The organism is uncultured Sutterella sp. (assembly GCF_937923675.1).
Classification (GTDB): domain Bacteria; phylum Pseudomonadota; class Gammaproteobacteria; order Burkholderiales; family Burkholderiaceae_F; genus Sutterella.
This window is the reverse complement of the sequence record NZ_CALDXB010000029.1, coordinates 146,425-161,851: the sequence shown is the minus strand read 5'-3', so window position 1 is coordinate 161,851 and position 15,427 is coordinate 146,425. Positions and strand designations below refer to the sequence as shown.

Annotated in this window: 11 protein-coding genes; 7 read left to right on the top strand and 4 right to left on the bottom strand. The window is 57.7% G+C overall.

The window, feature by feature from the left end; genetic code table 11:
- Positions 1–227 precede the first annotated feature (227 nt).
- The 6 genes from Q0106_RS03660 (at position 228) to Q0106_RS03635 (ending at position 7,726) form a co-directional block, all read left to right on the top strand.
- Positions 228–2,252, top strand: a complete 2,025-nt coding sequence (locus tag Q0106_RS03660; protein ID WP_297608944.1) for a TonB-dependent receptor — start codon at positions 228–230, stop codon at positions 2,250–2,252.
- A 367-nt stretch (positions 2,253–2,619) separates the two neighbouring features.
- Complete coding sequence (locus tag Q0106_RS03655) at positions 2,620–4,779, top strand: TonB-dependent receptor (protein WP_297608941.1); 2,160 nt, start codon at positions 2,620–2,622, stop codon at positions 4,777–4,779.
- 128 nt (positions 4,780–4,907) lie between these two features.
- Complete coding sequence (gene exbB, locus Q0106_RS03650) at positions 4,908–5,336, top strand: TonB-system energizer ExbB (protein ID WP_297608938.1); 429 nt, start codon at positions 4,908–4,910, stop codon at positions 5,334–5,336.
- Entirely contained in the window at positions 5,337–5,732 is a 396-nt protein-coding gene (gene exbD, locus Q0106_RS03645) for a TonB system transport protein ExbD (RefSeq protein WP_152158014.1), read from the top strand. It begins immediately after the preceding gene.
- Positions 5,692–6,669, top strand: a complete 978-nt coding sequence (locus Q0106_RS03640) for an energy transducer TonB (protein ID WP_297608934.1) — start codon at positions 5,692–5,694, stop codon at positions 6,667–6,669. Before exbD ends, Q0106_RS03640 begins: the two co-directional genes overlap by 41 nt.
- 85 nt (positions 6,670–6,754) lie before the next feature.
- Positions 6,755–7,726: a ScpA family protein gene (locus Q0106_RS03635; protein WP_297608931.1), complete on the top strand. Its 972-nt coding sequence runs from the start codon at positions 6,755–6,757 to the stop codon at positions 7,724–7,726.
- Between the two features lie 65 nt (positions 7,727–7,791).
- Here Q0106_RS03635 and Q0106_RS03630 read toward each other — a convergent pair whose 3' ends face one another.
- From Q0106_RS03630 to Q0106_RS03620, 3 genes are all read right to left on the bottom strand, one after another.
- On the bottom strand, positions 7,792–9,534 hold the full coding sequence (locus Q0106_RS03630) for a SulP family inorganic anion transporter (RefSeq protein ID WP_297608928.1): 1,743 nt from the start codon (positions 9,532–9,534) through the stop codon (positions 7,792–7,794).
- Between the two features lie 137 nt (positions 9,535–9,671).
- Entirely contained in the window at positions 9,672–11,729 is a 2,058-nt protein-coding gene (gene metG, locus Q0106_RS03625) for a methionine--tRNA ligase (RefSeq protein WP_297608925.1), read from the bottom strand.
- A gap of 170 nt (positions 11,730–11,899) precedes the next feature.
- Positions 11,900–12,889: a tripartite tricarboxylate transporter substrate binding protein gene (locus Q0106_RS03620; RefSeq protein ID WP_297608922.1), complete on the bottom strand. Its 990-nt coding sequence runs from the start codon at positions 12,887–12,889 to the stop codon at positions 11,900–11,902.
- Between the two features lie 246 nt (positions 12,890–13,135).
- Between Q0106_RS03620 and apbC the strand changes: the two genes are divergently transcribed.
- Positions 13,136–14,224, top strand: a complete 1,089-nt coding sequence (apbC, locus tag Q0106_RS03615) for an iron-sulfur cluster carrier protein ApbC (protein WP_297608918.1) — start codon at positions 13,136–13,138, stop codon at positions 14,222–14,224.
- A 100-nt stretch (positions 14,225–14,324) separates the two neighbouring features.
- Here the strand turns inward: apbC and Q0106_RS03610 are convergent, their stop codons facing one another.
- A complete protein-coding gene (locus Q0106_RS03610; protein ID WP_152158009.1) occupies positions 14,325–15,407 on the bottom strand; it encodes an NAD(P)/FAD-dependent oxidoreductase in 1,083 nt (360 codons plus the stop codon).
- Positions 15,408–15,427 lie beyond the last annotated feature (20 nt).

Below are 15,427 nucleotides of genomic sequence, written 5' to 3'. Positions count from 1 at the left end.
AATGGCTGTGCGGAGAAGTGTGAATGAATAAGATTCATTTGCGTTTACGATGCAGGGGCAACGCTTCAGAAGCAAAGGGAGAGTGCTGATGAATGCGTCCTCGTGATCAACCTTGAGGCCTGACGCCAGGAGTGATTTTTCGATCCTCCGAAGGCGGGATCGCGGCCCGTATTCGCCCTTAAAAAATGCACTACCGCTACAAAGCTCTCTCCCTGCTGCCGCTCGCAATGGCAGTTTCCGCCGTTTTTGCAGCCGATGACGGCTATCAGACGCTCGACACCTCTGTCGTTTCCGCCGCGGGCTATGCCCAGGACACGCGCGATGCTCCTGCGAGCATTTCAGTGGTGACGGATAAGGATCTTTCAACCCGCCCCGTCGCCGATATCGGTGAGGCGATTCAGGACGTTCCCGGCGTCGACATTGAGCAGACCAAGATGGGCGGGCACACGATCCGCCTGCGCGGCTTTGAATCCAAGTACACCCTGATCCTGATTGACGGTAAGCGTCAGAATCCCGATGACGGTTTCTTCAAGAACGGCATGGACCCGACGGGGAGTCTCATGCCCAGCCCAGCAGCCATTGAGCGGATCGAAGTCCTGCGCGGCCCGGCTTCGGTCGTGTACGGCTCGGACGCCGTTGGCGGCGTGGTGAACATCATCACGAAAAAGAACCCCGGCAAATTCACCGGCAGCGTCGGCGTTGAAGGAACGCTCCAGCAACATGACGACCTGTACGGCAACAACTGGGCGACCAACACCTATCTCTCCATTCCGCTTATTCAGGACACGATGACCCTGCAGCTGCGCGGTCGGTACTATCAGCAGAGCGCTGCTGGTTTAAGAGTGCCGAATGGCAACTATGCCGGCCATTCGCCCTCTGAAGGCTTCACGGGAAGCATTGGCGGACGCCTCAACTACACCGTGAACGAGGCGAACAATTTTTATATCGATGGCGACTTTTTCCGCTTCAAGGGCGGCTCGATGAGCACGTCGTCGGCGGGCGTCAAGTCTTTGTGGTTTGCCAATAAGGAAAACCTGACGATCGCGCATGAGGGCAACTACGATTTTGGCAGGACGGACACCTACTTCCAGTTAAGCAACCTGGAAAAAACCGGCGATATTGCGTTGGAGTCTGCCACTTATGTATTGGGGTCCAAGCTCGTAAAGCCAATGGATTTCGGCGGCTGGGGAAGCATGATGCTTTCCACGGGCGTGGAGGTTATGTATTCCACGTTCCTAGATGATTCTCCTGGTAAGTGGCGTAATTTCGAGGATGCTCCCAGTGTGTATCTCAAGACGGATACCGCCGGGAACCGACTGCATCAGACGCAGGTTTCTGGCTTTGCCGAAGGCGAATACTTCATCAATGATCAGTGGTCTACCACGATCGGCGCTCGATATACCTGGGGCGATATTTTCGGCGGTGAAATCACGCCCCGTGCCTATCTTGTGTATAAGCCTGTGGATGCCTTCAGCATCAAGGGCGGTGTCTCCCGCGGCTACAAGGTTCCTGCCTTGAAGGAACTGATGGACGGCGCTTATGAAATCAACAATCAGCCTGATACTGCTTATCCGCGTTTCGGCAATCCCGACTTGAAGCCTGAAGAGAGCTGGAATTACGAACTCTCAGCCAATTGGCGCTTAGGGCATGTCTTAGACATGACGCTTACGGGCTTCCACACGGACTTCAAAAACAAGATCGACTACGAATACTTCGATTATCTGCCCCCAGGAGCGACCGATCCTGAGAATCAGAAGCTTGATGCGCAGAGACGCATCAATATCGGCAAAGTTCGCGCAAGAGGCGTGGAATTCCTGCTCCAGACGGGGAAATTCAATGGATTCAGCCTGTCAAGCGGCTACACCTACACCGATTCCAGAGTTGCTTCCGGATCGCGTAATGGTCAGCCTCTGAGCTCTCTGCCGCGGCATGTTGTGACTGCTCGAGTCGACTATACGAACCAGGACTTCAATGCCTTCCTGAGGATGAGGGCCAAGTACGACACGCCCAATGTCTCTTCAAGGGGCACTCCGGCCTTTGATAAATATAAAAACTATCGCGTCTTTGATCTGGGTTTGAATTACACGCTCCTCAAGAATCACAAGTTTGCCTTCACAGTCAACAACCTCTTGGATGAAGAGTTCTACGACTGGGTCGCAGTGCCGAGTAAGAGAGGAACGTCATATTCCAATCTGTATCGCGACTACCTCTACGGCCGCAATTTTTGGTTCTCCTACACGTACGCCTTCTGATGAAGGCCGGGATACCTCGCGGCAGGCATCCCGCGTCCCAGTCGTTTGATTCGGGAAATGCGGAAGGCGGATGAGATCCGCCTTCCGCCTAGACGAGAGCGATAGATGTTTACATGCCTTTTGGCATAGATCAAAAGGATAAAAATCAAAATCATTACATTTAATTACAATTAAACGATAATGATTCGCAATCGTAAACAGAAAGTGGATTAGGGATTTACCTTATTGATATTTAAGAGTTTTAAATTTCGTGTGATATCTAACTAAATCTTGAAATGGATTATTACAAGAGAATAAGACTCATTTACATTTATGTACTATTCGAACGTGACGCGGCCGGAGGTCTCTAGGACTTTCAGACGCGCCAATGCACATCAACCATAAGGTCCGCTGCCGGAACGGCATTACGCTACCGAACTTTCTCAAGCGCGACCTTGCCCATGCACCTAAAAGAATGAACTACAACCGCAAAGCGCTCGTCATGCTGCCGCTTGCGATGGCTGTGTCTGCCGCCTTCGCCGCCGATGACGACTACACTACTCTTGATACCTCTGTTGTTTCCGCTGCCGGCTATGCGCAGGACACGCGTGAGGCGCCCGCCAGCGTCTCAGTGATTACGGAAAAGGAACTGGCAACGAAGCCGGTGACGGACCTCGGTTCCGCTATCGGCGACGTCCCGGGCGTGGATATCTCCACCAATAAGATGGGCGCAGCCGACATTTCTATCCGTGGCTTCGGCTCCTCCTATACGCTGATTCTCGTTGACGGCCGCAAGCAGAACACTTCCGGCAGCATGATCAACAACGGTTTTGATCCGGGGCGAATCTTTATGCCGCCCGTGGGCGCCATCGAACGCATTGAAGTGATCCGCGGTCCTGCGTCTACTGTCTGGGGTTCGGACGCTGTGGGCGGCGTCGTGAACATCATCACGAAGAAGCACCCGAATAAGTTCACGGGGTCGATCTCGATTGAACGCACTCAGTTCGATGATGACGACAGCTACGGCAACCGTTGGGGTACGAGCGCTTATCTTGGCGTGCCGATCAAGGAAGATGCACTGTCACTCCAATTGCGCGCGAAGTATCTGAGTCGTGATGCGTCAGGTCTTAAAAAGCCCGGGGTGACCTCAGGGAATCCCTATGCTGGCCATTCGCCGACGGAAGGCTTTACCGGTAATGTCGGTGCAAGACTCGATATGACGCTGAATCCGTCGAATGATGTTTACATCGATGGCGACTATACCCGATACAAGGGTGGCGCTATGAATACCAGCGGGAAGAGCATTCAGACGTATAGATGGTGGAATAAGTACAACGCTGTGGTGGGGCACCAAGGCAAATACGACATTGGAACTCTCGACAGTTATTTCCAGTACAACGCGCTCGAGCAGGTAAAAACGCTTACCAGTGATAACGATGGTCAAGCGCCCTGGACGACAAAAACGGGTAGTCCTATGAAGGCTAGCCGCAGCTATACGTTCAATACGAAGCTTACGAGCCCAATTGATTTCGGCTCCAACGGCAATCTCATGCTTTCAAGCGGTCTCGAAGGCGAATTTGAGACGTTTGAAGACAATGATGCCGCCGAAAAGTTCGATATGGATCAGACAATCCTTTCGGGTTTTACGGAGGGCGAATATTTTATTAACGAGCAGTGGATTGCTACGGTGGGCGGACGTCTGCACTGGAGTGATATCTTTGGTGCACATTTTTCTCCGCGTGCGTATGTCGTTTATAAGCCTGCTGAGCTCATTAGCTTTAAGGGCGGCATTTCCAATGGCTATAAGACTCCTCAGATCCGAAAGCTTTACGATGGGATCTACGGTACCAACACATCGAGCGGTAAAACATACAACCTGCACGGGAATCCTGACTTAAAGCCCGAGGAAAGCTGGAGTTATGAGCTTTCCACAACTCTTGCTGTGCCGAGTGCATTTAACCTGACGGTTGGTGTTTTCTGGACGGATTTCAAGAATCAGCTCGATACGGAAGAGATCAATCCGGCGGGAAAAAATACACCTGGTGACATGCAGGACATTAATCGAGGAAAGGTGCGATCGAAAGGTGTAGAAGTTCTCCTGAATACGGCATCTTTTTCGGGATTCCGCTTCACGGGTGGCTACACCTATACGCATGCGGAAGTTATGTCTGGGGATCTGACTCCTCGAGCAGGAAAGTGGCCTGCTAGCAAGCGTCCGAACGATTTGCCGCGTCACTCGCTTACGGCACGTCTGGATTACGACTATCAGAACTTCAATGCGTACATTAAGACGACGTCGAAGTTTGATTCGGAGAATCAAAACACCAAGGGCGGCCCCGATATTAATAAATACAAGAACTACACAGTTCTCGATATTGGTGCGTCCTACGTTTGGGCGAAGAACCATACGTTTGCGGTCGCACTCAACAACGTGACGGATGTGGGGCTCGAATGGGTGCCTAATACGAGCCACAGCGGTTACGCCAATGCCTATCGCGACTACCTTGACGGCCGCAATCTCTGGCTCTCCTACACCTACTCTTTCTGATAAGCGCGCAAGCGTTTGATGAAATCTTTTAATCCCCGGCTCGACTGGCCAAAAGCCGGTCGGGCCGCTTCCGCGAAACGGGAGCGCTTCCACGCCCCGCATTATTTCCATTTGTCTGAGGTTTAAAAATGGAATTCCTCAAGGAAAGCGTTGACTACGCGATCTTCATCATTCTCGGGTTGATGGGCTTCGTGACCATCTGGCTCACGATTGAACGCCTGATGTTCATGAAGAAGTGCCGGCCTTCGGACTATGCGACTAAGGATGAGTACGACGAAGCGCTCACCAACAATCTGACGACGCTCTACATCATTTATTCAAATGCCCCCTACGTGGGTCTTCTCGGCACCGTGATCGGCATCATGATCACCTTCTACGACATGGGCCAGTCCGGGAACATCAATGCTTCCGACATCATGACGGGCCTTTCGCTCGCCTTGAAGGCGACGGCTCTGGGCCTCACGGTCGCGATCCCGACCCTCATTATTTACAACGGTCTTCAGAGAAAGATCAATGTCCTTTCGTCGCGCTGGAAGAGCGCAAAAGAGGAGCAGTAAATGATTGAGATCCCGAAAAAGGAACCGCTCAACATCGTTCCTTTCATCGACATCATGCTGGTGCTGCTGGCAATGGTGCTCTCGATTTCCACCTTCATCGCCAAGGGCGAGATCCAGATCAATCTGCCGAAGTCGAAGTCTGCGGCGACGCCTCAGCAGGCTGACCAGCATCCGAAGCTGGTTCAGGTGGATGCTGCGGGCGACTTCTTCTGGGACGGCGAAAAGATGTCGCTCGATGAGCTGAACGATGTGATTGCCCATATGCCGCGCGACCAGCGCGTGCTCCTTCGCATCGACAAGGACTCGAAATTCGACCGCTTCATTCAGGTGATTGACCTCTTCAAGGCGAACAACCATGAAAACTTCACCATCGCAACAGAAAAAGAAGGACACTGAACGCAACGTTCAGTCGTTTCTTCTGGCGTGCTGCGTCTACGCTCCGCTCATCTGGGTGATTTTCTGGAGTGCGCCGGCGCTCACCTACAAGCCCTCCGGGCAGGTGGCGTCGGTGTCGCTTTCGTTCGCGCAGCTTTCCGGGGGCGGAGCGCCTCAGGAAGAGGTTGCTCCCGAACCGCAGCCTGAAGCCGCACCCAAACCGGAGCCGGAGACTGAACCTGAGCCGGAGCCGGAACCCGAAGCGCCGCCGCCGGAACCTGAGCCTATTCCTGAACCGGAACCCGAGCCGGAACCGGAACCTCAGCCCGAGCCTGAACCCGAACCAGAGCCGATTCCGGAACCTGAACCTCAGCCGGAACCGCCCAAACCCGAACCCAAGCCGGAGCCCAAGCCCGAACCGCCGAAGCCGAAGCCTGTCAAGAAGGAAGTGGTGAAGCCGGTCGAGAAGCCGAAGCCCAGGCCTGAAAAGCGGGTTGAAAAGCCGAAGACCGAGAAGCAGAAGACTGAACAGTCGAAGCCCGTCGAGACGGCTAAGAAGTCAGACGCGCCTCAGGCAGCAGCCGCGCCGGCGGCAATTGCTCCGGGGCCCGCTGCGCAGCCGGCCGGCGCTCAGACCGCCCATGCGGAAAACGGCATCTCCACTTTGGTTTACGGTGAAATTGACGATCCGTTCCTCACTGAAGTGAAGCGTGCGGTGGAGGAATCGCTCCACTATCCGCGCAAGGCCAGAATGTTCCGCATCGAGGGTACGGCCGTCGTGCAGTTCATCGTCAATCCGAGCGGCAAGTTGACTGAGCTCACGATTTATAAATCCGCCGGGCATCCGCTCCTCGACAAGGCCGCCATGCGCGCCGTGTCGGATGCTGAATCGCTCTGGAGCCGTCCGAAGGGAACCGTGCGCCTGCGCTTCCCGATTCAGTTCCAGCTGAAGGGTTGATTGCTCCTTTTCAGAGCCAGGTAAAGCCTCCGTTTCCGAATGCGCGAAGAGCGCATCCGGACGGAGGCTTTATCATTCCCGGGTCATGACAGAAGCTCCTTCATCGAATCCGGATCCGAATCAAAAGGCGCCTGCGGGAGAAGAGTCCCGCCCGGGCGCGCGGGTCGTTGCGCGCCTCTACGGCGAACCGATGACGGAGCTTCCGGAGGGACTCTACATTCCTCCCGACGCGCTGGAAGTCATTCTTGACCGCTTCGAAGGCCCTCTTGACCTTCTTCTCTGGCTCATCCGCAGCCAGAAGTTCGACGTCATGGACATTCCGATGACAAAGCTCACGGAACAGTACATGGCGTATGTGGAACTTATCCGCCGCACGAATCTGGAACTCGCATCTGCTTATCTCGTGATGTCGGCGACTCTCATGGCGATCAAGAGCCGGATGCTTCTTCCCAAACGTCCCGACGCCACTGAGGGCGAGGAAGCCGAGGATCCGAGAGCCGAGCTCATGCGGAGACTCCTCGAATACGAACGCATGCGGGAGGCGGCAAGGCTTCTCGATGAACTTCCGCGCCTGGACAGGGATTTTCTTGTTCCGGCGGGGGGCTTTTTTGATGTTCCTGTGAAGGATCTTCCCGTTATTACGCCCGCAGAGCTTTCGCTTGCCTGGGAAGCGGTGGAAGCCAATGCCGCGCTCTACGCGAACCACCACGTGACGCGGGAGGAGCTCTCGGTGAGAGAGCACATGACGGGGATTCTGAGGATGCTTCAGGGGAAGGACTATGTTCGTCTCACAGACCTGATGGGCGACGAGGCGGATCAGCAGCAGCTCACCGTGTGGCTTCTCGCATCGCTTGAGCTTGCAAAGGTCTTTCTCATTCAGATCCAGCAGGCGGAGTCCTACAGTGCTATTTATCTCCGCAATGACGATCGTTCCTTCATGGTCTATGAGGAGGCGCCCTCGACTGATAAGGGAAAGACGCCCGAAGAGCTCGAAGCCGAATGGAAGGAGTTTTTTGAGGGCATTGAGCTCCCCGGCACCCAGGGAACGCTCTTCTAAATACGAAAAAGCCGCCCGGAGAGGATCTCGGGCGGCCTTAAGGCGCTCAATCTTCAGTCTTTCAATCAGGCCTGAAGTTCTGCCTTTTCCTTCTTTTCTTCCTCAGCGAGTTCCGCAAGGACAATATCGGCGCGCGCCATGGCGAATTCCATGTCGGGGACGAGATTGGGGCCGAGCGCCTGCGCAATGCCCGTGCGTTCAAGCTGACGCAGCGGATGGCCGGAAGCGCCCGCGATGATGAGCTCGTGATGATGGCGGTGGAGCGCTCTCACGAAGACCTCGATCTGGTCCATCGCGGAATTGTCGATGTTGACGAGATCCGTGAAGTCGAGAATGACGATCTTCGCGGAATCCGCGGCCATGAGTCGGTGCGGATCGGTGACGTGCTCGAGCTTCGAGATGGAGCCGAAGAAGAGCGCGCCACGGATGTGCCAGGCTTCGACTGTCTCGGGCATGTGGAAGGGCAGCGTCGCGGGTTCCACAACCGTGATGTTGTTCATGCGGATGAGGAAGAAGATGCAGGCGACGACGAGGCCGAATTCGACCGCCACGGTAAGGTCGAAGATCACTGTGAGGAAGAAGGTGAGAAGAAGCGTGGCCTTATAGGAAAGCGACATGCGCTTCAGGCGCACGAATTCCTTCCAGTTGCCCATGTTCCAGGCAACGAAGACGAGGATCGCGGCAAGTGCGGAAAGCGGAATGCTCGCGGCGAGCGGAGCGGCGACGAGAATGACGACGAGAAGCGTCACGGCGTGGACCATGCCGGCCACGGGCGAGAAGGCGCCCGACTTGATGTTCGTCACCGTACGCGCGATGGTGCCGGTGGCGGGAATGCCGCCGAAGAAGGGCACGACCATGTTGGCGACGCCCTGACCCATCAGTTCCTGATTGGGGTCGTGGCGGTCGTCGGTCATCGTGTCGGCAACGCGGGCGCAGAGGAGGCTTTCAATGGAGCCGAGCACGGCGAGGGTCAGCATGGCGCCGTAAAGCTGCTTGGCGCTCTGCCAGTCGAATTCCGGGAGGCGGAATTCAGGGAGCCCCTGCGGGATGCCGCCGAACTTGCTGCCGATCGTCTCAACGGGGATGTTGAAGAGACTCACGAAAACGGTCGAGAGAATGAGCACGACCACGGTGCCCGGCAGATGCGCGATCCAGCGCTTCCACTGCGGACCGTTCATCGAATAGCCCTTCGGCCAGAAGAAAATCACGAGGAAGCTCGTAAGCGCAATGCCGAAGGCCCAGGGATTGAAGGTCTTGATGTGCGCGATGATCGTGAGAATCATCTCGAAGAAGTCGGCCGGCATCTTGGCAATCGAGAGGCCGAGGAAATCCTTCACCTGCTGCAGGCCGATCATCACCGCAATGCCGTTCGTAAAGCCGATCACGATCGAAATCGGGATGAACTTGATGAAGCCTCCGAGCTTGAAGAGCCCCATGAAGAAGAGAATGATGCCCGAGCCGATGGTCGCGAGCATCAGATTCGAGAGCCCGTACTGGGCGATGATGCCGTAGATGATGACGACGAAGGCGCCGGCCGGTCCGCCGATCTGCACGCGGCAGCCGCCGAGAAGCGAGATCAGAAAGCCCGCGATGATGGCCGTGTAGAGGCCTGCTTCCGGCGGAACGCCCGAAGCGATGCCGAAGGCCATGGCAAGCGGGAGCGCCACCATGCCGACGGTGAGGCCGGCAGAGATGTCGCGGGTAAGCATGTGGCGGCTGTAGCCCTTGATGCTGTCAAGAAGCACCGGCCGGAAGTGCGCGAGCGGCAGATGGTGCAGGAATTCTCCTGCCTGCTTTGAGAAGCTCATTTTTTTGAGAGAAAAGAGGGCAATGAGGGAAAAAAGAGAGGGCCAATAGTTTAAGAAAAAAGGCGCGGCCATATGGCCGCGCCCTTTTGCGCTAACTCAAAGCGATTACCGTTTGTGCGGCAATCTCGGGTTATTCCTTAGCGAATGCGCATACCGGGCTGAGCGCCCGAATCAGGCGAGAGGAGGAAGAGACCGAGCGACTTGTCGGCGGCGTCCGACGCGGCTAGCACCATGCCTTCGGAGACGCCGAAGCGCATCTTGCGCGGGGCGAGGTTCGCGATCATCACCGTAAGGCGCCCTTCGAGGTCGGAGGGCTTGTAGGCGCTCTTGATCCCGGAGAAGACGTTGCGGGTGCGGCCTTCGCCGAGGTCGAGCGTGAGGCGAAGGAGCTTGGTTGAGCCTTCAACCTCTTCGCACTTGACGATCTTCGCGACGCGAAGGTCAACCTTCGTGAAGTCGTCGATCGTCACTTCCGAAGCGATCGGTTCGCCGCCCGGGACCGCGGGTTCGGGTTCCGGCGCCTTTTCGGGCACGAGGACGTTGAGCTGCTTCTCCATGTCGACGCGCTGCATGAGGTGCTGGTAGGGCTTGATCTGATCCGCGCTCGAGAGGTGTTTGGCGGCATCGGCCCAGGCGAGCGGCGCGATCGAGAGGAAGTTTTCGACGCGTTCGGCCGTGGCGGGCAGCACGGGCTTGAGGCAGAGCGTGAGGAGACGGAAGCATTCGAGCGCAACGGAGGAAACGTGGTGCAGCTCCTCGGCCTTTTCAGGGTGCTTCGCGAGCTCCCAGGGCTTCTTCTCATCGACGTATTCGTTGACGAGGTCGGCGAGCTCCATCACAAGGCGCGTGGCGCGGGCGAACTCGCGGGCCTCGTAGAAGGCGGAGACTTCCGGAACGCGGCTCATGAGCTTCCCGACCAGGGGATCCGTCATGGCGGAATCAAGCACGCGGCCCTCGAAGCGCTTCACGATGAAGCCCGCGGCGCGCGAGGCGATGTTCACGTACTTGCCGATCAGGTCGGAATTGACGCGCTGCGCGAAGTCGATCTTCGTGAAGTCGACGTCCTCAACGCGCGAATTCATCTTGGCGGCGAGGTAGTAGCGCAGCCACTCGGCATTCATGCCGAGCTTCAGGTATTCGAGCGGCGAAATGCCCGTGCCGCGGCTCTTGCTCATCTTTTCGCCGTTCACGGTCATGAAGCCGTGGGCGTTGATGTGATCCGGCACGCGGAAGGGCTTGCCGGAGAACTTCAGCATGGCAGGCCAGAAGAGCGTGTGGAAGTAGATGATGTCCTTGCCGATGAAGTGAATCTGTTCGGTTTCCGGGTCTTCGAGGAATTTTTCGAAGTCAAAGCCCTTCTTTTCGGAATAGGCCTTGAGGGCGGCGAGGTAGCCCACAGGGGCGTCGAGCCACACGTAGAAGTACTTGCCCGGAGCGTCCGGGATTTCGATGCCGAAGTAGGGCGCATCGCGCGAGATGTCCCAGTCGGCGAGGTGGCCGTCGGCGCCGAGCCATTCGCTGTCCTTGGCGAGCACTTCTTCCTGCACGGAGGGCTTGCCGTCCTTGCCCGTGCCCTTCGTCCAGTGGCGCAGGAACTCAACGCACTGCGGGTCGGAGAGCTTGAAGAAGTAGTGCGTGGACGTGCGCAGTTCCGGGCGGGAGCCCGAAAGCGTCGAATAGGGGTTGATCACCTCGGTGGGCGAGTAGACGGCCGAGCACTTTTCGCAGTTGTCGCCGTATTGATCGGGCGCGCCGCAGCGCGGGCAGGTGCCCTTGATGAAGCGGTCCGCGAGGAACATGCACTTCACGGTGTCGTAGAACTGCTCGACATCCTTCGTGTAGATGAGGCCCGCGGCCTTGAGGCGGCGGTAGATCTCCTGCGAGAGTTCGTGGTTTTCCTTCGAGTCGGTCGAACCCCAGTAGTCGTGGCTGATGTGGAAGCCGTCGAGGTACTGCTTGCGGCCGGCGGCGATTTCAGCGACGAAGGCCTGCGGGGTAAGGCCGCGCTTCTGGGCGGCAATCATGATCGGCGCGCCGTGCACGTCGTCCGCACCGACAAAATGCACGATGTTGCCGCACATGCGTTCGTGACGAACCCAAATGTCGGCCTGGATGTATTCCATGATGTGACCCATATGGAAGGCGCCGTTCGCATAAGGAAGAGCCGTGGTCACGAAAAGTTTGCGCTGAGTCATGTGTTGTCTTCAGATTCTGATGAGAATTTCAGCGCGGGCGCATCTCAGCGGCCTGATGGAAGCCGGTCCGGGCGCCCGCACCGATGCGGGAGGAAAAATGCGGCAAAGAATTTACATTATCTGCCGCCCGGGCGCCCGTGAGAAGATGGTTTTTTAAGGAAAGAGACGATTTACTGCGAGGTTTCCGCCTGAATCGCCGCCACGAGCTCGGCCCATTTCGGAGTTTCGGACTCAATGAAGCGGATGAAGTCGGCGCTCGTCCCGGGGCGCGGTTCGGCGCCCTTCTTCGAGAGGCTCGCAACAACTTCAGGGCGCTTGAGCGCACGCGCGAGCGCGGCGGAGACGCGGCTGACGAGTTCGTCCGGAGCTCCCTTGGGGAGCACGATGCCGTCCCAGGCGGAGAGTTCGACGTCGGCGACGCCCGCTTCGGCGAAGGTCGGAATGTCGGGCGCGATCGCAAGGCGCTGCTTGGACGCGGCGCCGAGCGCCGTGAGCTTGCCGCTTCGTACGTGCTGCAGGGCATTAGGCGCCACGTCGATCATGAAGGGAATGCGGCCCGAGAGAACGTCGAGCATGGCGGCCGCGCCTCCGCGGTAAGGCACGTGCGTGAGTTCAAGTCCCGCGCGGCGCGCAAAGAGGAGGCCCGCGAGGTGGCTCGTCGTGCCGATGCCCGAAGAGGCAAAGTTCACTTCCTTCGGGTGCGCCTTGGCCCAGGCGACGAGGCTCTTCAGATCCGTGACGCCGGCGATGGCATTCGGATTGAGAACGCCCACAAGGCCGATTTCGGAAATCATGCCGGCCGGGCGAAGCTCTTCGCGCGGATTAAAGGGAACGTTGGGATAAAGGAGCGGATTGACGCAGAGGATGCCGTTCGTAACGTACCCGAGCATGGATCCGTCGGCGCGGGCGCGCGAAAGATGGCGGGCGCCGATCGTGCCGCCCGCACCCGGACGGTTGTCGACCCAGATTTTGGTGCCGAGCTCCTCAGCGAGGGCGCCCGCAACCGAGCGGGCGAGGACGTCGCCGCCGCCTCCCGCCGGGAAAGGAACAACGAGGCCGGTTGATTCGGTGTTGGCGAAAGCGTTGGCGGCGAAAGCTCCGCTTGCGGCAAATCCCATGAGAAGGCCGGCGTTTTGAATGATCTGACGACGCGTGAACATGAAGGTCAGCTCCGGTAGGTGAAATTAAACCGTCGGTTATTGAATAGGTATGCTTTCTGTGGGATAAAAGCAGGTCCGCCGAGTGTAGCCGCAGTTGACTACGAATCCGAGGACTTAAAGTTTGCGAATTGTTTCCGTCCTTAGTCCGATCGACGTAAGGAAGCTTTTGGAGAGGCCAATTAGAATCTCTCAGGCATTACAAAAAGAGCAGCAGAATCGGCTCTTTCTTATTTTGAGGAGTCCCCCATGACGATTTCCACTTCTCAGGTCGAGGAGCGCCTTTCCAAACTGATCGATCCCGTGGTCGGTACGGACTATGTCTCCGGCCGCATGCTGAAGGGCATTGAAACGGATGACAAGGGCGGCGTGGTGGTTCATGTCGAGCTTGGCTACCCCGCCCGTTTTGCCGTTGAGTCCGTGAAGGCCGCTATTGAAAGCGCCGTGAAGGAGCTCGGCGCCGAGACGGTGACTGCCGACGTGAAGCAGAACATCATTGCGCATAAGGTCCAGGGCACGCAGCGCGTCCTCCCGGGCGTCAAGAACATCATTGCCGTTTCGTCCGGCAAGGGCGGCGTCGGCAAGTCGACGGTATCGGCGAACCTCGCACTCGCGCTCAGCTATGAAGGCGCCAAGGTCGGCGTTCTCGACGCCGACGTCTACGGGCCCTCCCAGCCCACCATGCTCGGCGCTCACGGGCAGCCGATGACTGTTGACGGCAAGACCATGGAGCCCCTTGAGTCTCACGGCCTTCAGATTAATTCCGTCGGCTTCATGGTCGACGAGGATGAGCCGATGATCTGGCGCGGTCCGATGGCGTCGGGCGCCCTCAACCAGCTCCTCACGCTCACCAACTGGCACGACCTCGACTATCTCATCGTCGACATGCCTCCGGGAACGGGCGACATTCAGCTCCAGCTCTCGCAGAGCTCACCCCTGACGGGCGCCGTCGTTGTCACGACCCCGCAGGACATCGCGCTCATTGATGCGAAGAAGGGCCTCAGAATGTTCGAGAAGGTGAACGTTCCTCTGATCGGCATCATCGAAAACATGTCCGTCTTCATCTGCCCCTGCTGCGGCAAGGTTCAGCATATTTTCGGCGAGGGCGGCGCGAAGCGCATGAGCGAAACCTACGGCGTTCCGCTTCTCGGGGAACTCCCGCTCTCTGCGGACATCCGCGAGGCGGCCGACAGCGGCAACCCCACCGTTGCGGCCGACCCGGAAAGTCCTGCCGCGAAGATGTACCGCTCGATCGCCATGAAGATCGCCGGCGCTGTCGCCAAGCTCGGCAAGGACTATTCGGCCCGCATGCCGACCATCTCGGTGAAGAACGACTGATTCCGGCCGCTTCAGAAATCAAAAAAAATCCCCGCGGTTCCTTTCGGTTCGGCGGGGATTTTTTTTCTGGAAGCGCGCGAATCGCGCGCCCCCTCAGACTTTAGTCGTCAAAGGTCGGCGTTTCGACGCCGAGCACCTTGTGAAGCTTCGGGCTCGTCGTCGTGTACTGCAGGAAGACGCGCTTTTCGGGGAAGACGTAGTCGCAGGCCGCAAAGGCAGCGAGCGCGCATTCATGGAAGCCCGAGAGAATGAGCTTCTTCTTACCGGGGTACGTATTGATGTCGCCCACGGCGAAGATGCCGGGGATGCTCGACTCAAAGCGGGCAGTGTCGACGACGATCTGCTTGCGCTCGAGGTTGAGGCCCCAGTTTTCGATGGGGCCGAGCTTGGGCTGAAGGCCGAAGAAGACGAGAAGATGGTCGAGCGGGATGCGGCGGGTGACGCCGTCGGCGCCGGAAACGGCGACTTCGGTGAGCTTGCCGTCCTCTTCCGTAAAGCCAGTGACCTGACCCACTTCAAACTGCATTTCCCAGTTTTCGCAAAGTTCCTTCATGCGGGCAACGGAAGCAGCCTGCGCGCGGAAGCCGTCGCGGCGGTGGACGAGCACGACGCTCTCGGCCTTGCCGACCAGGTTGAGCGTCCAGTCAAGCGCCGAGTCGCCGCCGCCCAGGATGACGACATTCTTGCCTTCAAAGATCGAGGGATCCTTGCAGCTGTAGTGAAGCTGCGTGCCCTCGAACTTCTCGATACCCTTTACGCGAAGGGGGCGCGGCTGGAAGGAGCCGACGCCGGCGGCGATGATCACGACCTTTGAGTGGAAGCGCGAACCCGCGGACGTGGTCACGTGGAAGGTGCCGTCCTCGAGCTTCTTCACATCCGTCACCTCTTCGCCGAGATGGAAGACCGGCGCAAAGTGATGGTTCTGCTTGAGGAGGTTTTCGGTGAGCTCATAGGAGGAGCAGACCGGAACAGCCGGGATGTCGTAGATGGGCTTCGTCGGGTAGAGCTCCATGCACTGGCCGCCTACGGTGCGAAGCGAATCAATCACGTGGCACTTGATCTCAAGGAGGCCGAGCTCAAAAACCTGAAAGAGGCCGACGGGGCCCGCACCGACGACGACGGCATCGGTTTCGATCATTTCATCGACAGGGGCGGCAACGGTAAGAAAATCTTCAATAGCCATAACAAATGGCGCGGTGCGCG

Excerpts from the sequence above, each read along its gene's own strand:
- Q0106_RS03655 (WP_297608941.1), top strand. The coding sequence starts at position 2,620 with ATGCACATCAACCATAAGGTCCGCTGCCGGAACGGCATTACGCTACCG.
- Q0106_RS03635 (WP_297608931.1), top strand. The coding sequence starts at position 6,755 with ATGACAGAAGCTCCTTCATCGAATCCGGATCCGAATCAAAAGGCGCCT.
- Q0106_RS03640 (WP_297608934.1), top strand. The coding sequence starts at position 5,692 with ATGAAAACTTCACCATCGCAACAGAAAAAGAAGGACACTGAACGCAAC.
- exbB (WP_297608938.1), top strand. The coding sequence starts at position 4,908 with ATGGAATTCCTCAAGGAAAGCGTTGACTACGCGATCTTCATCATTCTC.
- Q0106_RS03620 (WP_297608922.1), bottom strand. The coding sequence starts at position 12,889 with ATGTTCACGCGTCGTCAGATCATTCAAAACGCCGGCCTTCTCATGGGA.
- Q0106_RS03660 (WP_297608944.1), top strand. The coding sequence starts at position 228 with ATGGCAGTTTCCGCCGTTTTTGCAGCCGATGACGGCTATCAGACGCTC.
- exbD (WP_152158014.1), top strand. The coding sequence starts at position 5,337 with ATGATTGAGATCCCGAAAAAGGAACCGCTCAACATCGTTCCTTTCATC.
- apbC (WP_297608918.1), top strand. The coding sequence starts at position 13,136 with ATGACGATTTCCACTTCTCAGGTCGAGGAGCGCCTTTCCAAACTGATC.
- Q0106_RS03630 (WP_297608928.1), bottom strand. The coding sequence starts at position 9,534 with ATGAGCTTCTCAAAGCAGGCAGGAGAATTCCTGCACCATCTGCCGCTC.
- metG (WP_297608925.1), bottom strand. The coding sequence starts at position 11,729 with ATGACTCAGCGCAAACTTTTCGTGACCACGGCTCTTCCTTATGCGAAC.
- Q0106_RS03610 (WP_152158009.1), bottom strand. The coding sequence starts at position 15,407 with ATGGCTATTGAAGATTTTCTTACCGTTGCCGCCCCTGTCGATGAAATG.